Consider the following 17,970-nt stretch of genomic DNA (forward strand, 5'->3'; position numbering starts at 1 on the left):
GAGGGGGAGCAATGGCGCAGGATGGGTGGCACGAACGATTGAACCTGTCCTGCGCAAATTATTCTCAGGAACGGAATGCGGATGCTGACGTAACTATCCCCTCTTCTCGCGCATCGATACCGATGAGATACCGCTGATCAATCGGCGAAACCAGATCAAGAAACTCCATAAGGAATACGTTCATATGGCAACAACGATCCCTTCATCTCAGACAACAACGAAACGGCAGCCACGCCTGCGCTATTCGCCGCGCTGGATCGGCGCGGGGCTGGCAGGGAGTATTTTAGTCGGTCTCGCCAGCGTATATGGCGGACCAGTGGTCGTCGCAGCACTGGCGGGTGCGGGAGCGGTTGGAGCCGGATATGCCCTGGCGGTCGAACCGCGCCGGTTGCATTTACAAGCGTATACCCTGCATGTAGCCAATCTACCTGAAGGACTGAATGGTTTGACGATTGGCCAGTTGAGTGACCTGCATCTCGGTCATCGCTACAGTTTTGTAAATGCCCAACGCGCGATCGATCATCTGCTGGCAGCGCAGCCCGATCTGATTGCGCTCACTGGCGATCTGGTGCAGACCCGCTCAGCCATTGCCCGACTGCCAGAGGTGCTGAAACGGTTGCATGCGCCGCTTGGCGTCTACGCCGTGCCGGGCAATCACGACTACTGGGAGGGAATGCCCCACATTGCTGCCATACTGCGCGAACACGGCATTCACCTGCTGATCAACCGCCACCGGTTGATCGAACGTAACGGCGCGCGCCTGCTGATCGCCGGAGTCGATGACCATTGGGACGGCCAACCCGATCTGAACCTGGCGCTCGGTGGCGCACCAGCGCATGACTTCCGCTTGCTGCTGGCCCATTGTCCCGACATCGCCGACGAAGCAGCGGCGGCTGGCTTCCAACTGCAACTCTCAGGTCACACTCACGGCGGCCACGTGCGCATGCCCGGATTGGGACCGTTGTGTCTGCCACGTCACGGCTGGCGTTACGATATGGGTCACTTCCGTGTTGGCGCGATGCATCTGTTTGTCAGCCGAGGCGCAGGAGGTCTGCCGCTCCGGCTCGGCTGCCCGCCCGAAGTCAGTTTGCTCCGGTTACGTGGCGGCGACGGTTAAACTGACGACGAACGAAACGCCACATGGCTCGCACCCGACGATCGCACCACAAGAGCAGCAAGCCAATTGCCATCAGTGGAATGGCCGGCCAGAGATCGAACAGGGCAGTGCCGTGGCGAAACGCCGGTAGATTGGCGACCAGCCAGACGCAGAGCGCGCCTGCGTAACCAAACAGACCGGCTTTGATACCGACCATCAACGCTAGCGTCAGCAGGGCAAGCGGCCATCTGGCCGGATGTTCAGGAATATGACCAAACAAGAGCGGCACGATCAGAAGAGCCACTCCTGATATAGCCAGCGCAATTGCTATCCATCGGCGCAGACCGGTCGGTTGCTCGAATTCCAGTTCTTTACGGTAGGGCGGCGGCGATGGTGGGAGCAACTCGATCAGATTGACCGGCGGGGCAAAATCATAGCGTTGAGCCTGCCACGCCAACACCAGCCCGGATTGTTCAGCATGGGCAGCCAGCTCAGCAAGTTCGGGCAACTCAGTCAAAGGCGGCGGTAGCGCCGGTAGATCAGATGGCGCTGCCGGCAAATGCACTGCCATTGCTGCGGGCACGGTAAACCGCCGCTGAATGTAGATCGAGCAGAGGATACCATACACCTGTCGGCCCCGGTAGGGATCGACGAGCATCGCATCGCGTAGCGTCAGAGAGCCAAGCGCGCGTTGAATCCACGCCGTCAATAACTCATCAAGCAGGGCATGTCCGTCGGGATCAAGATTCGCATCAAAGTCGCCAGCGCGCAGACTGGCGCGGATCGCTTCCGGCGATTGAGTGCGGATTATCTCGATAACGCGCGCCCGATCGTAGCTGACGATAGCAGGTTGAATCATAGCTTTCGTCGCCATACACTGCTGCAATGACACAAGAAGACAACCATTGTCAGCGGCTATCCAACCTGATCCTGACCGGACAATCGGTGATCACCCAGCGTCATCAGGTGCTTCGCCAGCGGGCTAGCAGATCGGGCAGATCGGCAACAACCAGATCAGGCTGGATCGGACTGGTTACCACTTCTTCGGCAGTCGTCACACCGGTCAACACCAGTGCCGAGGGCATGCCGGCGGCAATTGCGCCGGCGATGTCGGTATCGAGTCGATCGCCGACGACCAGCGTTTGCGCCGGCGTCGCCCCCAGCATAGCCGCGCCGATCAGAAACATAGCCGGAGCCGGCTTACCGATCACCAGCGGCGTTACGTCAGTAGCGGCACTCAACGCCGCAGCTATCGCGCCAGCGCCGGGGATTAAACCCTCTTCACTGGGAAAGGTGCGGTCGGGGTTGGTCGAAATGAAGCGAGCGCCACGCCGAATGTGCAACGTCGCCTGCTTCAGTCGCTCATAAGTCAGGGTAAAATCGGCCCCCTGCACTACCAGCTCCGGCGCCTGATCATCTTCGACGAAATAACCATCGGCGAAGAGCGCCTCGCGCAAACCTCGCATCCCGACCACAAAGACGCGCGTACCAGGCGAATAGTGATCGCGCAGGTAACGAGCAGTAGCCTGAGCTGAAGTGATGACCCGATCAGCCGGCAAAACGATGCCCATTGCGGACAGTTTGGCCTCGTACTGTTGCGGTGTCATCGACGCATTGTTTGTTGCGCAGGCGAAGGCAATCTGACGCTCGGTTAGAAAACTGAACAGATCGGTCACACCGGGAAGCCGCGCCTGACCCCGGTAAAGCACGCCGTCCATGTCAAACAGCACTGCGCGGATCGTTTTAAGTGCGAGCATGGCAATCCTCAATCATCGCGCCCAACCTCAGGATACAGCGAAACCTGCACCCGTAAACAGCCTCCACCACGCCCTGCACCCTGAGATCGCCTACATCCGTTCTGGGGCGCGAATACCCAACAACGCCAATCCATTGCGCAACGCATTGGCAGTCGCTTCCACCAAACGCAGGCGAGCGGCGCGCAGCGCCGGCGTCTCGGCGCGCAAGACAGGGCACTGTTCGAAAAAGATCCCAAATTCGCGCGCAGTGGTGTAGCACCAATCAGCAATCACGAAGGGAGCGTAGCGCGCACCGGCTTCACGAACAGCCTCGTGCAACCGGGCCAGATGGCGGATCAGGCGCTGCTCGTTCGGATGAGTAAGGAGAGATGGATCAGCTTCGGCAAGCACTACGCCCTCGTCAAGCGCGCGACGCAAGATTGAACGGCAACGCGCGTGGGAGTATTGCAAATAGGCAGCGCTGTTCCCTTCAATTGAGAGCATCCGATCCCAATCGAGCGTAATGTTGCGCCGCGGATCCTGATAGAGATCGTTGTAGATAACCGCGCCAATGCCAACGGCTTCAGCAATATCAGCGCGCTCTGCCGATGACAGCTCAGGACTCTTGGCATCGACCAGCGCCCGCGCCCGCGCCACGGCCTCGTCGAGCAATGCCTCAAGATAGACCATATTCCCCTTTTTGGTCGAGAGGGGCTGGCCATCGGGTGTCGTGATGACACCGAAGGGCACATGCACTAGTTCAACATCACGACCGTACCCCATTGCGCGCGTGATAGCGAAAAGCTGGCGAAAATGCAGTTCCTGGCGCGCATCGACCACGTAAATGATATGGGAAGGGTTAAATTCCTGGATGCGGAACTTGATGGTTGCAATGTCGCGGGTCATGTAGACAGTGCCGCCATCGCTGCGCTGAATGATAAATTTCGGTAATGTATCGATTTCGGCAACGACAGCGCCATCAACATCGCGGAAGGCGGCTTCGGAACGCAATGCCTCTTCGATCACACCGGGCAACATCGACTCGTAGAAACTCTCGCCATAAGCGTAGTCGAACTTGATGCCGAGGCGATCGTAGTTGCGTTGCGCAGCCCGTAGCGACAGATCAACACACCATTGCCAGAGCGCGCGCGCTGTGGCGTCACCCTGTTCGAGCGCCAGCGACCAGCGTCGGGCCTCCGCCTCTAATGCCGGATCATCTTTCATCTCGGCGTTGTAGCGGGCATAGATCGCCTCAAGCTCAGCCATTGCCGCTTCGCCTTCGTTCTGCGGACGGCCATAGCGCTGGATCGCGGCCAGAATGATGCCGAATTGCGTGCCCCAGTCGCCTAGATGGTTATCACCAATCACCCGGTAACCGAGAGCACGGAAGATATGGACGAGCGACTGCCCGATGATTGTCGAACGAATATGACCCACGTGCATGCGCTTGGCAATATTGGGCGATGAGTAATCGATCACCACCACGCGACCTGCGCCATCAGCGACAGTGCCGTAAGCCGTGCCGGCCTGTTCGATCTCGTCTAACACAGCAGCCGCCAGGCGCTGGGGATGCAACGAAAAATTGAGAAACGCGCCGGTAGCAGTCACTTTGCCAATCAGCGAATCGGAAGATGGCGCAATGGCGGCTGCCAGATCGGCAGCCAGGGTAGCCGGATTGACCCCTAGCGCCCTGGCTGCTTTGAAAGCCACAAAGGTGCGATCAGCGGGAATGTTAGGTTTAGGTGTGGTAATCTCGATCAACTCAACCGGAACCCTGCCGGTCGCTGCGATGGCGTCTTTTATTTCGGTAATGAAGCGTTCAAGCGCATAGCCCATATTTCTGCCCCTTTATGCAATACCGGTCTTTAGTATACCGTATATCGCGATGATTGCGCGCGCAGGCGAACCGTTCTATCGTTCCTGACGATGACGCGCATGTTGAGTGGAATAGCACACGCGCGCAGGCATATACTGCGTGTGTGCTTGACGCGCATGGCACACAATGCATCGCATCCGTACACTGCACTCGATGAATGCCATGATTGAAACAAACAGTGCCTCATACGATCAGCGTTATTGCCTGACCAGCTTGGGCAATTACCCATGTCCTGCGCATCTGCCAGCTCATCGGCGCGCACCCAAATCCTGCATGCCGCCGTTGACCGGGGTGGCAGCCTCATCGCGTTCCACCGTTGACCGCTCGTTGCGCCAGGATGCCATCAGCGCAAGCGGGTTTGCACAGAGGTGACTATCGGCAAGCGCTCACGTCACTACGCCAGTAACCGGCAGAGTGCCAGAGATATTGACCGACATCGACAACAACGACGATGCGCAGGCAGGCAAGCCGATCGACAACATGGTTCGGCATCATACCGGTGAACGGCACTTCAGACGGTCGGCCACACCGTGGCTGGGTCGAAGGTCGGGGAGGCAGTACCTCTTACGGTCAGGTAGATGGACGATGATGCAGGGCAAACGCGCGCGATGGATTATCACCGAGCGGTTCTCCTGCCACCGACACGACAGCTCACCTGAGATTGCTTGCAACGGTAGAGGCACAGCAACAACACAGCCTGACGCGCAAAGGTATCGGCGATAGTGCTCGCCGACCGGATTCTTGTGGAGTCACAGGCAGACCACAAGCTTCTTGCGGCTAAATGTCGCGACTACCACTTGTTGGCAAATTGTCAGTCAGATGACTTCCGGGAAGCAACCGGGCAACAACAACCCGCGCAGACCATTTCAGATTTGAGCATCTCACAGAACAGGACAGATCGCCAGCTTAGGCCGGCAGGGATGGCGGCAGTTTCGGCGTATACTGCTCGACAAAGAAACCGCGCAGACGGCCACGAGCCGGATCAGGGCTGGTTTCGGTCGCGACAAGTTCGTGGCCACGCATATCGAAGGTGATGGTCTGCGCCTGACCAGGGCTGTTCATGTCGTACAGACTGATCACACCGGTATCGGGACCGGTTTCATCGTAGCCAATTGCCAGAACCTGATGGTTGTCGAACGGCGAACGCGAACTGCCAACCAGACAGATCGGCCATGGATCACCGGCATTAATCCGGGTTTTGAGCGCGCGCCATTCGGCTTTAGTGCGCTCGAGCAACCAGCGAGGGCCGGCAAACGGCAACGGCAGATGCAGCATGATCATCCAGGTTAGCAGTTGAGGCGCATTGATTATGAAACTCTCGACTTGCCGTTGCCAGAGATAATCGCGCAAAGCGCGCGAACGGGGCGAGTCATCGAGCGGGAGATCGTTACGGTCACGTCCGCGTGGCAGCGGCACACCAGCGCGAAAGTAGTCGGCGGCGACAAACGCCATCCCACCGCACATGCCGTAGTGCGTTGGCAGATGAGCATCCGCCCACATGTCGGCGACTCGTTGCACCATCCCACTGATGTCAAAGCCGCCAATCGCTGCGCGCACATCACGAGCTGCGGCCTGCGCCGAACGGCTGAGAGTCTGGCGCAACTCAGTCATCTGTTCTGGCAGGAGTGGCCAGGCATTGACGAAAGCGAAGCCATGTTCTTCTGGGCGAAACGCTGTATGCGGCATACCACCACCTTACCTCTGTGAAACAGAGATTCGGCAAACCCGCCTGAAACGCGCGGTCGTCAGCGTTGCGCCCTTCTACGGCCAGGTTAACGTCACCTCGACATTGAGCCGATCGAGCGCCACACCAGCATACCGACTCAAGCCAATCTTTTCGATCACCGGCGTCACCGGCTGGCCTGCCACCGCCATCGTCACCTCCTCGCCGGCTTCTGGTGGTAACATCAAGCGCACATACGCCATGCGACCACTGCCGGTTACCTGCAAACGCAAGGTCTGGCCGTCACGGTGCCAGCGATAGGCGACATAGCCATCAGACGCGGGATAGCGAGCTACAACGTATGCCTGCATGATAGCAGATTCGACCGGCCAGCGCGGGCTGATAATGACATCATCATACCGGCTGGCTTCATCTGTAATACCGGCCAGCCCTTCAAACAAGGCGCCGAGCATTGCGCTTGCGCCCCAACCGTCAGTTGGAATGGTATCGGGGCCAGAGATGCCAGGCCGACCATCGGGGTAGTACCAGAGGTATGAGGCATTGGTCAGGCGCAACAGATTGGCATAGCGGCGGAGAATGTCGAGACCATACGGCTCGAAGCCAACCGTAAAGGCGCCGCGGGCCAATTCACCGCCGACCAGTGGCATAATCCCGCCATTGACATACTCACCTGGCTGCTCACCCTTGCCGCCGGCCATCCCGAAACTACCCGGTGGAAACGGTGGATCGATGCTGTACCATTCGGCAAAGGAGCGAGAGAAATCACGTCGCCCGTAGTAGCTCTCAACAATGGCCTGGGCTTGACCGACAGAAAGCACCCGGCGGTTGAGAGCATAAGCGTTTGAGAGACTCAACTGCTCGGCGGCATCGACACCTGTCGGGGTAAAAGTCGGGTCTTCGGGAATGAAGTGGGTAAAGAAGCGACCATTCCAGGCCAGAGCATTCAACCGCTGCATAATCTCATCGGAGAGGCGAAAATAACGTTCCCCCCGCTCAGGATCGCCAACCCGCTGCTCGATGCGGGCCAGCAAAAAGAGCGCGTAAGCCAGACCGGTATTGTCACCGTGAAACGTGCCCCAGATGGTGTCTGGCTCAATCCAATGGCGCGGCGCTGGTTTTCCATCAGGACTGATGGTTGTCGGGCCATAAGCAAAATCCCACATGTCAATCGTGTAGGGGCGGCGCACCAGACCGCGATCGGCATTCCAGCGCAGGGGATTCGTGGTGATATACTCAACTGCCCGCCGCAAGGCCGGCAGATGACTGCGGAGCCATTCGTCATTGCCGGTCATCTGCCATGCTTCGTACACGCCCTGAATGTAGAGAAACTCTACATCTGACTCGACCTCTTTGCGGAATGCTTTGACATAGCGTTCAGGATAGTCGATCACGTCAGGCAAACTGCCATCAGGCAACTGGGCATCACGAAAGGCATCAAGCAGGCTGGTGACATCTTGCTCAAAATACCGAAAGCCCCGCCCCTGATAGACGTGATCACGCAACCAGAGCAAGGGGTTATCAGGGGAGCGATAGCCGCTGATGAAACGACCATTAAGTTCGTAGCTCACCCGCGCTTCTGCCATCAAGCGACGAATCCGGGGATAGAGTGAATCGATGTCACCCTGACCACTGACAAGCGTGGTTTGGGCATCGAGAGTCACAATCTGGCTCTGCGCGCCGGCCAATTGGCCATCGATCAGCGCTACCGCCCATTGCGGACCGAGCACACCTCCGGCGGGCAAGGCAATCTCGCCACTCCCATCGACGATCAGGGCCGTTCCCTGCGCGACCAGATTGGCGGCGGCGTCGTAAAGCTGAACGGTCACCATTCCATCATAACCGGGCACCTGCACGGTGATTGCCACCGGTTGTAGCGGTTGCACCGGCTGCGCCGATAGCGCCGATGTGAGCGCTGCTCGCTGCGGCGCCGGCGGCATATCGATCACCGCCGCCGGAGTGTGCGCCCGCCAGTCGGCAGGCAACTGTTCAGCCACTGCCCCGCCATTCTCTAGAGCAACGATCTTGATCGTGTTGAAATACTGCACAAGCGCATTATCTACCCAGCGCGGTTCACCGAGCGGCGGACCGATCCGCGCACCACCCGCAGCCTGCCAGGCGCTGCGAAATGGTTCATTGAGCTGATCGGACGATGGCGGGATGAACGAATTGCAACTGGACAGCAGGAAGATGACGATAAACCATGCGATAAGCTGCTTCATGGCCGGCAATTATAGCCGAAATTCCCCAAAAGGTTGCATAGAAAGAGCTGACCACGTATACTGGTAATGCATTCCACAACGCCGGTCAAGACCATGACAGCGAGGCTTGCCTGACCTGGGTAAAATTGTTGCAGATACACCCTTGCGCGACAGTATCTGAGCGCCTAACAGCGGAATGATCTGGTCAGGTTGCGCTGGCATAGCGCGCAAGACAGCTACCACCCACCATCTTCACCACAGCGCCTCTGGAAGAGGAAGGAGCTACTATGTCAAGCCTGCCCGTGATCTTCATTCCCGGTTTTACCGGTTCATTCAACCTGCCGGTGTTGCTCGACTGGCGTGGCCCCACATTGAACGGCTGGAGCTTTCCCCCGTTTGTCGATTACGGCAAGTATTTGTTGCAAGCTTTTACCCAGGCTGGCTACCGCCGTAACCGCGATCTCTTCGTTGCCTTTTACGATTGGCGCAAACCGGTTGAAGAGAGCGCGCGACGATATCTGGTCGGCTGGATCGACCGGGCAAAGAAGGCCGCCAACGCCAGCAAAGTGATTCTTATCGGCCACAGCATGGGTGGGCTGGTGGCGCGTAGCTATATTCAATCGCCAGAGTACCTTAGCCGGAACGATGTTGCTCGCTTGATCACCCTCGGCACTCCACATCGCGGGTCGGCGGAAGCGTACACCGCCTGGGCTGGTGCCGAACCGCATACCGACGAGACGTTACGCACCGTTTTTGCTGTCTATTTGTGGTATCTCCGTCATATTCACCCGATTCAAACTGAACTAGACAAGGTGAAGACGATCCAGACTCAGGTGCCCGGCGCGCGCGATTTGCTGCCAATTGAAGATTATTTGCTCAGTGGCAATCCACCGCAGCTTAAGCCAATTGCCAGCATGAATAACCGCAATCTGTGGGGCGAGATGATCAATCAAAGCGCAACTGTAACGACCCTGACCCAGCGCGTCGCGGTGACGACCATTACCGGCGTTGGGTTTAATACCCTCAGCGCAATTCTGGTCGGTCCACCGCCAGCCGATCATCCGCTGCGGTACAGCGATGGCATCCCGCTCAATCGGATCTATGACGCGCAAGGTGACGGCACAGTCTTGCAGCGTATGGCAACCGTAGCCCATGCCAACAACCTGCCACCGCTGGCGATCAGCCATGGCGCATTACCTGACAGTCCACAGACGCTAGAGCTGATCTTCGGCGAGCTAGGGATCAGCCCTGCCGTGCTCGGCGCTGCGCCCGCTGTAGCGCCATCATCCCCCACGCCGCGGCTGCTGATCATGACGGCGTCACCGGTCACGGTCGAAGTCGAGACGCCATCCGGCCCACCAATTGCGCCTGTCGGCGTGCTGGGCGCAGGAACAGGCCGCGCGCCGCGCCGACGGCAACGACGTATGAAGGGGCACAATTACGGCCATGCCGGCAAGGCGCTAAATCTGATCGTTATCGATAATCCAACAGCCGGCGATTACCGGATGGTTGTTCATGGCACTGATTACGGTCATTTCACAGTAGGTACCATGCTGATCGGCATGGGTGAGCCGCCGGTACTCGGCGGTGTCGGCGCAAGCGCAGCGACCGAACCGACGATCACCACTATCGAAGGCGATATTGCCCGCGAAAGCGATCTCTTCTATACCGTCACCCTGCGCAGCGCCACCGAAGCGCCCCAAATCAACTTCGACGCTCGCGCCACGATGATGAATGCTATCGAACGCCTGGGTGCCGCGATGCGCGATCAGGGCGGCATATTAGGGGCAGCGCCGGTCGCGGATGAACGCCTGAGTGGCGCACTCAGCGGCGATCCGACCATGATCGACGCGATGATGGCAGCGCCGCCAGATCAACGCCGTCAGATGATCAATAGTCTGATTGAGCTGTGCCAGACTATAGCCGGTGACGAGCGAGAGCGGGCGCTGGCGATCATTACTGCTCTCAAACAGGTGCGCACAGGCGGGTAATAGACTGCAAGGGGGCGTAGGGTTCTTGCGCCCCCTTGCTTGAAATGTCAGGCTCACTTACACAGAATCTCGCGCGCAGCGCTCCGGTTGGCCCAGATGTGAGCATTATTGTACCGGTTCGGCAGTTACTTCCACTGTGATCACTCCCACATCTACCGTGCCCTGATTGGGTACCTCAACCGGCACTTCCCAAGCAACCCCGGACAGAGCAACATACAGCATCTGGCGGCCTGAGGGCACGTCGGGCAGCGCAAAGCTGCCATCGTCAGCTACCGGAATTTCGGTTGGGTTCGCCAGCGTGAAGACAACAGCGCCAGCAGTAGGGGCAGCAACACGCCCAACAATTGTGCCGCGACCACCGGGCAGCGCGATCAGGTTGCTGCGCCATAATGCAACTGCTCCCATCACCAGCAGAACAACGATTAGCGCCATGATAGCGATCCGCACGATACGCCGACCCTGACCAGGGGGGATCAACGGCGGTTGCCACTTCACGTAGTAATCAGGATCGACCGGACTGCCTGCCGGCGGTTGAGAAGGTGGTTCTGGCGTGCTCATAGCTATACCTCGCTAGACATTTCAGGGAGTAGACGCAATCGTGTCGGGCCTTGACTCCATCACAGTTCGAGGGCACTGCGGAATCGAGTTTTCCAGTTCGCGAAAACGCAATGTTGCAGGACCTCACGCTCCATCACGGTCGCTGAACCCGTAGATCGTCGAAACAGGCGCTCGACGCATCCCAACTGCGAAAACCGATTCCACCGCTGGTGAAGCTACTGTCACGCGCCTGCACCACCGGTTGACCATCGACATAGGCAGTGAAGGTATCGCCGCGCACTTCCACCCGTACCTGGCGATCGGTGCCATACCAATCGTAGCCTGGAGCATCACGCCGGGCAATCGGCATTGACAACTCATTGCCATTCACCCATTTGCGAATGATGAAGGCGCCTCGGCCATACCCCGGATCGTACTGAAAGGAGTAGCCGTTGAATTTCGCCCCTCCCGAATCCCGGAAGAAGATGCCGTATCCATTGCCTTTGGTGATGCGAGCGAGATCAACGTTGATCACGTAATCATTGCGTTCAAGCGGGCGATAGATGCGTCCTGGGCCGTCGATACAGAGGCGACCATCCCGGACCTGCCAGCGTCCTTGCAAGACTGACCAGTCATCGATCTGAGAAAAATCATCGTACAACAGATCGCCACATTCCACCCCAAAAGTACTCGCGGCACGGCAAAGCGCGTCACGCGCCCCTTCTCCGGTGAGCGTTAACCCCGCCACCACGACTGCTGCTACCAGCCCCAGGAGGAGCGCTAACTCGACAAACGACTGACCGGCGTTACTGGCGCAATCCTGTTTCATAGTGACGCCTCCTGTGAACGAACGCGAAGAGGAGAGGCGCAGGCGCGCAGCGATGTGTGAAAGTGGCGTCAAGTGGCATGGTGATTTGGCTCTGATCAGGTAACCTTACCGCTTCGTGATCGCAACCATATGATCACTGTGCGTCAGGCATTCTCCTCTGTCCAGACACGCACCCGGTTGCTGTGAAATGTGCTCTGTCCACCCAAATCGGCCAGCGCGTCAGAGGTCGTCCAGTTGACGTTACGACCATCAGGAGAGAGACAGGCCCAATGACCTTTTGCGGCGAAGACAACTCCCACCGGCACATTGTCACTGATAACAGCGCGCAGTCGGCATTGACCACGTTCGTTTCCAACTGTAACCGTATCGCCATCACGAATTCCGCGCAGCGCGGCGTCAGCAGGGTTCATCTCAAGGACAGGCGGCCCCTCTTTAGCGCGCAGACTGGGCTGATTGGCCAGGCTCGATGAGACAAAGTGATGCGGCGCTGCCGAGATGAGCGTCAACCAGCCCTCGGTTAGCGGATGGTTCACATACTCGGTCGGCGGTTCATAGTACGGCAAGGGATCGAGGCCCTGCGCCGCCATAGCTGCGCTCCACAATTCTACTTTGCCCGATGGTGTGGGGAAATGACCATCAGCAAACGGCACTTCCGTTTCTGGAGTGAGCGCCAACCGTACCGTACCCTCGCGTTGCAAACGTTCATAGGTTATACCGGCGAAAAAGGGATTGCGCGCCCTGGAAGCGTCAAGCACGCCGCGAATCGCTTCTTCAGCACTCTCGTGCAACCACGGCTCGGTATACCCCATGGCAGTCGCCAGTAAACGGCTCACATCCCAATTGCTCTTTGCTTCACCTAACGGCGCAATTGCCGGCTGGTTGAGAGTCAGGTACCGGTGACCATAGGCGCGATGCAAATCGAGATGTTCGAGCTGACTGGTCGCCGGCAGCACAATATCGGCATAGCGCGCAGTATCGGTCATGAAGAGGTCATGCACTACGGTGAAGAGATCTTCGCGGCGCAAACCCTGTTCGATCAGGCCGGCATTGGGTGATGACGCGAGCGGATTGGCGCAGTAGACAAAGAGTGACATGATCGGTGGATCGGTCACTTCACCGGTAAGCGCTGCGCCTAGCCGGTTCATATTCACCGCGCGCGGCGGAGGCGGGCATTCTGAACGGTGTCCAACCGCTTCTCCATCCCACGCCGCATAGCCGCCGGTCGAGTAGGCCAGACCACCGCCACGCACACCGTACTGACCGACCACTGCCGGTAGACACAGTAAGGCGCGGAAGGTTTGGCCGCCATTTTGATGGCGTTGAATACCGTCGGCAGTCTTAATTATCGCCGGTTTAGTCGTAGCATAGCGGCGGGCAAGATCAACAATGGCCGCGACAGGCAAGCCGGTGATTGCCGCGACCCGCTCTGGATCGTATTCGGCAGCCCGATTACGTAGCTCGCGCCAACCGATGGTATGGGCTTCCAACCAGGCTTCATCATGCAAATTCTCGGCAAAGATCACGTGCATCATGCCAAGGGCCAGCGCGCCGTCGGTTGCAGGCTGGATCGGCAGATGCAGATTAGCCGAACGGGCAGTGGCAGTGCGGCGCGGATCGATAACAACGACATACGCCCCGGCGCGTTGAGCCTGACGAATAAAGGGCATCGCATGTGGGCCGGCGCTAGCCGGGTTGTGCCCCCAGAGGATGATCAAGCGGCTATGGCGCAAATCCTCATAATCAGGACTATAGCGCGCGCCGAGGGTGGCATAGACCGCGGCGTGGGCCGCAGCGCAACAGATGGCGCGATCCAGGCCACTGGCCCCCATGCGGTTCCACAACCGGGCATCGACAATGGCAGTCTGCAACAGACCGAGCGTGCCACTGTAGGAATAGGGCAAGATCGCGGCGGCGCCGCACTCGGCAATGATCGTCTGCCAGCGCGTTGCAATCGAGGCAATCGCCTCATCCCAACTGATCCGCTCCCATTGCCCGCTCCCCTTCGGCCCCACGCGCCGCAGTGGGTAGAGCAATCGGTCGGGACTGTACACCCGCTCGAGGTACGGACGCACTTTTGCGCACAACCAGCCTTGCGTGACAGGGTGATCAGGGTCGGCGTAAAAGGCAACGGCGCGGCCATCACGCACTTCGGTGATGGTGGCGCAGGTATCGGGGCAATCGTGCGGGCAGCAACCGCGAACAAGCGTGGTAGTCATAGCATCTTTTCCTGACATTCACTTTTATCAATCGTATTGTAGCACCGGCACGAACCGTAGAGAAGCCGGTAAGCGGCAGACTGAACAACAACCTGTGATGCCAGCGCAGTCGTCAGGTGAACTGGTTAGACAGCGAGAGTATGCCTGACAGGCCCACCATTGCAATCGATCTGACCGGCCTCATCGACATATCCCCATCATTTCCACGACCGGGCATCGTAATGTGGATAACTGGCAGGATATTGTGGATAATTTTTGCATATCGGTGGATTACAGATCGATGACAACGCTAAGGCTACCCTGCGAACCATCAGCTCATCTCGATAGACTCCTCAGATTACTCCTTCTGCGCATCACTACCCCGATCACTTTCACTTTGCAGGCAATTTGTGTTATGCTTGGCAATAGAATCAAACCACTGCATACAGGCCATATTGCCGGTAATCTATGACCCTGATCGTGTTTGAAGACGAACTCTGGCACCACTTCGCCACTCTGGTGCAGGCGCGTCCGGTCTTCGAGTTGCGCTGTGGCGCATTTACCACCCGCGAGCGCGCCGCTGCCTTCCTTAATCGACCGGCGCGTGGTCTGTCTCGTCCCCACCTCATGCCGCACTTCGGACCGCCGGGAGGTCTGGCCGAACTGCTGGCAACGAGCGACCCGATCCTGTTTGTCAATGGACGAGCGCTCAATCTTGAGTGGTTGCCGGCCCTCGATTGTGAGCCGGTCAACACTGTCTATCTGGTCGGCGACACATTGCTTGGCGCGCGCGTATCGCCAGCGCTGGCCAGCGCCATCATCTACTACTTGCGCGAGCAGCAAGCCACCATCGCTCGCGATGAGCTACTCCGATTTGCGCGGGTCGTCGAGCCACAGGTGACAGCGGCACTGTTGAATTACCCCTGGGATTTGATCACCCAAGCAGGCGAGCAATTGCTCCGTGATGAGCCATTGCTGGCTCGTCGTTTACCTCGCCTGACTGTCGATCTGCCCCATGTTATCACGCACGGCCAGCGTGTGTACGTTGATCCGGGAGCGCAGCTTATCGGGCCGGTGGTACTTGATAGTCGCGACGGGCCGGTTTTTGTGGAAGCGGCCCAGATCGAACCGTTTAGCTACATCCAGGGGCCGGCCTACATCGGGCCGGGAACGCTGATCGCGAGCGCGCGCATCCGCGCCGAAACCTGTCTTGGCCCGGTCTGCCGGGTCGGTGGCGAGGTCGAGGCGTCAATCATTCAAGGCTACTCCAACAAGCATCACGACGGCTTCCTCGGTCATAGCTGGCTGGGCGAATGGGTGAATATCGGCGCGATGACTACCAATTCCGATCTCAAAAACAATTATGGCTCGGTGCGGGTGCTGCTGGAAGGGATTGGTCAGATCGATACCGGCATTCTCAAGTTGGGATGCTTTCTGGCCGACCACGTCAAGCTCGGCATCGGGCTGCATCTCACCGGCGGCACGATGATCGGCACCGGATCGAATGTCTTTGGCATGCACAGCGCTCCCAAAAACGTGCCCCATTTTACCTGGGGTGGGGAGGTCTTTCGCGAATACCGGATCGATACGATGATCAGCGTAGCCCGCATCGTCATGGCTCGCCGCAAACGTGAATTAACCTCGAGTTATGAGCAGGTATTACGCAAAGCCTTTGAGTTGACCCAACCAAGCCGCGATGGTCTGGGGTGAGTGATGTCGTTCCGTCAATTGCCCAGTGTTGACGCCCTTATCCGCGCTGCAGGCACGGCATACTCCGATGTGCCCCATGAATTGGTGCGCGATGCGGCGCGGACAGTACTGGCACAGGCGCGCGCATCGATTGCCGCGGGCGCTTCGCCACCAGATCTAACGGCGCTGGTCGCGGCAATCCACAACGAGTTAGCCACCGTTCTTACCCCCAGCTTGCGCCCGCTCATCAATGCGACAGGAGTGGTGATCCAAACCAACCTTGGTCGGGCGCCGCTCAGTGAAGCGGCCCGTGCCGCCATGCAGACCATTGGCGCCGGTTACAGCAATCTTGAATACGATTTGGCAGCGGGCGAACGTGGTTCACGCCACGTCCATCTCGAATCGCTCTTAACTCGACTGACCGGAGCGGAAGCAGCACTGGTAGTAAATAACAACGCGGCTGCGGTATATCTGGCGCTGATCGCTCTCGCTGCCGGGCGTGAGGTGATCATCTCGCGAGGTCAGGCGGTTGAAATTGGCGGCGGCTTCCGCATTCCCGATGTGTTGCGGGCGAGCGGCGCCATGTTGGTTGAAGTTGGCACCACCAATCGCACCTACAGCCACGACTACGCCGCCGCCATCACCGAACGCACCGCGTTAATCCTGCGTGTCCATAGCAGTAATTTTCGCCTGATCGGGTTTGTCCACGAACCATCCCTGGCCGAACTGGCTGCCGTTGCTCACGAGCACAGCCTGCCACTCCTCGATGATCTCGGTAGTGGCACCCTGATCGATACCCGCCAGTTTGGGCTGCTGGCCGAACCGACTGTGCAAGAAAGTGTAGCCGCCGGCGCCGATCTGGTCACCTTCTCGGGCGATAAGCTGCTCGGCGGGCCACAGGCTGGAATCATCGTTGGCCGGCGCGATCTGGTTAGCAAGTTGCGCCGCCATCCCCTTGCCCGCGCATTACGCATCGACAAGAGCACGATTGCCGGACTGGCCGCAACGCTGTATAGCTATCTGCGCGGCACGGCATTACGCGAAATACCGGTCTGGCAACTGATCAGCACGCCGCTGGCCGACCTCCAACAACGGGCAGAAACGCTTGCAATCAGGCTCAATGCCGCCGGCATTCCAGCCTGCGCAGTTGCCTGCGAGAGCGCGGTAGGCGGCGGATCACTGCCCGGCGCTACCCAGCCGAGCGCCGGCGTGGCCATTTCACCTGTTGTCGGCAACGCGACTGAACTGGCTTCCCGGCTGCGTGCCGGCAGACCACCGGTAGTCGCGCGGATCGTCGATAAGCAGGTCTTGTGCGATCTCCGCAGTGTCTTTCCCGGTGAAGATGAGATGCTGGCTACTGCGCTCATGAATGCGTGGCAAGCGCTGCAATAGATATGGGCGGGAAAAATCTGAGCGCCTGCGCTCAGCCGGTAGACGTTGCCCACACTCTGCCGAAGCAACGATGGATGTCAGGGCATCATACGGAAGGTCAACCTATGAAGATCGTCGGTCTCCTGCTGGCCGCTGGCCTGTCATCGCGAATGGGGCAGCCCAAACAGCTACTCGCCTGGCGCGGGCAACCTCTGGTGACGTATGTTGCCCGGCAAGCGCTTGCCAGTCAGCTTGCCGGCCTCACGGTTGTGGTAGGAGCCAGCGCAGATCAGGTACGGGAAGCCTTGCGCGAACTACCGGTCACGATTATCACTAACCCTAGCTATCAGGAAGGTCTTGGCACATCGCTTGCCGCCGGTCTGCGCGCGCTGCCAGCCGACAGTGATGCGGCTATGGTTTTGCTGGTCGATCAACCACTCGTCACGACACGTCTCATCGACGAATTGATCGCTGCCTATCACGCCGCCCCAGATGCGCTGGCCCTGGTTCCAACGTATCAAGGTCAACGCGGCAACCCGGTCATAATTGCAGCTCCTCTGTTTGCCGAACTCCAAACCCTGCGCGGCGATACCGGCGCGCGCGCCATCTTCAACCGCCACGCCGAACGCATTGTCTGGCACGAGGTTGCCGATCCGGCAATCGTGATCGATGTCGATACGCCAGAAGCCTGGCGCTCGCTCACTGACTGAAGCCCGCTGGACAGCATGTCCATGTCGGCAGATAATGCGCAGGCGCCAAACCTGACAA

13 protein-coding genes are annotated in these 17,970 nt (G+C 58.7%); 5 read left to right on the plus strand and 8 right to left on the minus strand.

Translation table 11 applies throughout. The features are described 5' to 3' along the window. Window positions 1–184: 184 nt before the first annotated feature. Window positions 185–1,117 (plus strand): metallophosphoesterase, encoded by a 933-nt coding sequence (locus tag Q0650_RS08090; protein ID WP_298817694.1) that lies wholly within the window; start codon window positions 185–187, stop codon window positions 1,115–1,117. Here Q0650_RS08090 and Q0650_RS08095 read toward each other — a convergent pair. The 5 genes from Q0650_RS08095 to Q0650_RS08115 form a co-directional block, all read right to left on the minus strand. Next, window positions 1,083–1,970 (minus strand): hypothetical protein, encoded by an 888-nt coding sequence (locus tag Q0650_RS08095; RefSeq protein WP_298817696.1) that lies wholly within the window; start codon window positions 1,968–1,970, stop codon window positions 1,083–1,085. The genes Q0650_RS08090 and Q0650_RS08095 overlap by 35 nt on opposite strands. Window positions 1,971–2,058: 88 nt before the next feature. Beyond that, window positions 2,059–2,853: an HAD-IIA family hydrolase gene (locus tag Q0650_RS08100; RefSeq protein ID WP_298817697.1), complete on the minus strand. Its 795-nt coding sequence runs from the start codon at window positions 2,851–2,853 to the stop codon at window positions 2,059–2,061. A gap of 90 nt (window positions 2,854–2,943) precedes the next feature. Next, window positions 2,944–4,668, minus strand: a complete 1,725-nt coding sequence (gene argS / locus Q0650_RS08105) for an arginine--tRNA ligase (protein ID WP_298817699.1) — start codon at window positions 4,666–4,668, stop codon at window positions 2,944–2,946. Window positions 4,669–5,614: 946 nt separating this feature from the next. Continuing rightward, window positions 5,615–6,394, minus strand: a complete 780-nt coding sequence (locus tag Q0650_RS08110; RefSeq protein WP_298817701.1) for a hypothetical protein — start codon at window positions 6,392–6,394, stop codon at window positions 5,615–5,617. Between the two features lie 75 nt (window positions 6,395–6,469). Then, entirely contained in the window at window positions 6,470–8,611 is a 2,142-nt protein-coding gene (locus Q0650_RS08115; RefSeq protein WP_298817722.1) for a hypothetical protein, read from the minus strand. A gap of 266 nt (window positions 8,612–8,877) precedes the next feature. Here Q0650_RS08115 and Q0650_RS08120 point away from each other — a divergent pair, with 266 nt between their 5' ends. Further along, window positions 8,878–10,581 carry a triacylglycerol lipase gene (locus Q0650_RS08120; protein ID WP_298817724.1) on the plus strand — a complete coding sequence of 568 codons (1,704 nt, stop codon included), beginning with the start codon at window positions 8,878–8,880 and terminating at the stop codon, window positions 10,579–10,581. 105 nt (window positions 10,582–10,686) lie between these two features. Here the strand turns inward: Q0650_RS08120 and Q0650_RS08125 are convergent, their stop codons facing one another. The 3 genes from Q0650_RS08125 to Q0650_RS08135 all read right to left on the minus strand — a co-directional run bounded on the left by Q0650_RS08125 (window position 10,687) and on the right by Q0650_RS08135 (window position 14,163). Next, on the minus strand, window positions 10,687–11,139 hold the full coding sequence (locus Q0650_RS08125; RefSeq protein ID WP_298817726.1) for a hypothetical protein: 453 nt from the start codon (window positions 11,137–11,139) through the stop codon (window positions 10,687–10,689). Window positions 11,140–11,272: 133 nt separating this feature from the next. Next, window positions 11,273–11,947, minus strand: a complete 675-nt coding sequence (locus Q0650_RS08130) for a family 16 glycoside hydrolase (RefSeq protein WP_298817728.1) — start codon at window positions 11,945–11,947, stop codon at window positions 11,273–11,275. Window positions 11,948–12,090: 143 nt separating this feature from the next. Then, complete coding sequence (locus Q0650_RS08135; RefSeq protein WP_298817731.1) at window positions 12,091–14,163, minus strand: molybdopterin-dependent oxidoreductase; 2,073 nt, start codon at window positions 14,161–14,163, stop codon at window positions 12,091–12,093. Window positions 14,164–14,610: 447 nt separating this feature from the next. Here Q0650_RS08135 and Q0650_RS08140 point away from each other — a divergent pair, with 447 nt between their 5' ends. The 3 genes from Q0650_RS08140 (at window position 14,611) to Q0650_RS08150 (ending at window position 17,912) form a co-directional block, all read left to right on the plus strand. Next, window positions 14,611–15,852: a putative sugar nucleotidyl transferase gene (locus Q0650_RS08140; protein WP_298817733.1), complete on the plus strand. Its 1,242-nt coding sequence runs from the start codon at window positions 14,611–14,613 to the stop codon at window positions 15,850–15,852. Window positions 15,853–15,855: 3 nt separating this feature from the next. Further along, window positions 15,856–17,223, plus strand: coding sequence for an L-seryl-tRNA(Sec) selenium transferase (gene selA / locus Q0650_RS08145; protein WP_298817735.1), 1,368 nt, complete (start codon window positions 15,856–15,858; stop codon window positions 17,221–17,223). 104 nt (window positions 17,224–17,327) lie between these two features. Then, the gene (locus tag Q0650_RS08150) at window positions 17,328–17,912 is read left to right on the plus strand and encodes a nucleotidyltransferase family protein (RefSeq protein ID WP_298817737.1); all 585 of its coding nucleotides are present in this window, start codon (window positions 17,328–17,330) and stop codon (window positions 17,910–17,912) included. Window positions 17,913–17,970: the final 58 nt, after the last annotated feature.

The sequence above is a fragment of the uncultured Chloroflexus sp. genome (assembly GCF_937129525.1).
Taxonomy (GTDB): Bacteria; Chloroflexota; Chloroflexia; order Chloroflexales; family Chloroflexaceae; genus Chloroflexus.

What these genes read in the sequence shown, in the direction of transcription:
- Q0650_RS08090 (WP_298817694.1), top strand. Translation starts at nt 185, where the DNA reads ATGGCAACAACGATCCCTTCATCTCAGACAACAACGAAACGGCAGCCA.
- Q0650_RS08095 (WP_298817696.1), bottom strand. Translation starts at nt 1,970, where the DNA reads ATGGCGACGAAAGCTATGATTCAACCTGCTATCGTCAGCTACGATCGG.
- Q0650_RS08100 (WP_298817697.1), bottom strand. Translation starts at nt 2,853, where the DNA reads ATGCTCGCACTTAAAACGATCCGCGCAGTGCTGTTTGACATGGACGGC.
- argS (WP_298817699.1), bottom strand. Translation starts at nt 4,668, where the DNA reads ATGGGCTATGCGCTTGAACGCTTCATTACCGAAATAAAAGACGCCATC.
- Q0650_RS08110 (WP_298817701.1), bottom strand. Translation starts at nt 6,394, where the DNA reads ATGCCGCATACAGCGTTTCGCCCAGAAGAACATGGCTTCGCTTTCGTC.
- Q0650_RS08115 (WP_298817722.1), bottom strand. Translation starts at nt 8,611, where the DNA reads ATGAAGCAGCTTATCGCATGGTTTATCGTCATCTTCCTGCTGTCCAGT.
- Q0650_RS08120 (WP_298817724.1), top strand. Translation starts at nt 8,878, where the DNA reads ATGTCAAGCCTGCCCGTGATCTTCATTCCCGGTTTTACCGGTTCATTC.
- Q0650_RS08125 (WP_298817726.1), bottom strand. Translation starts at nt 11,139, where the DNA reads ATGAGCACGCCAGAACCACCTTCTCAACCGCCGGCAGGCAGTCCGGTC.
- Q0650_RS08130 (WP_298817728.1), bottom strand. Translation starts at nt 11,947, where the DNA reads ATGAAACAGGATTGCGCCAGTAACGCCGGTCAGTCGTTTGTCGAGTTA.
- Q0650_RS08135 (WP_298817731.1), bottom strand. Translation starts at nt 14,163, where the DNA reads ATGACTACCACGCTTGTTCGCGGTTGCTGCCCGCACGATTGCCCCGAT.
- Q0650_RS08140 (WP_298817733.1), top strand. Translation starts at nt 14,611, where the DNA reads ATGACCCTGATCGTGTTTGAAGACGAACTCTGGCACCACTTCGCCACT.
- selA (WP_298817735.1), top strand. Translation starts at nt 15,856, where the DNA reads ATGTCGTTCCGTCAATTGCCCAGTGTTGACGCCCTTATCCGCGCTGCA.
- Q0650_RS08150 (WP_298817737.1), top strand. Translation starts at nt 17,328, where the DNA reads ATGAAGATCGTCGGTCTCCTGCTGGCCGCTGGCCTGTCATCGCGAATG.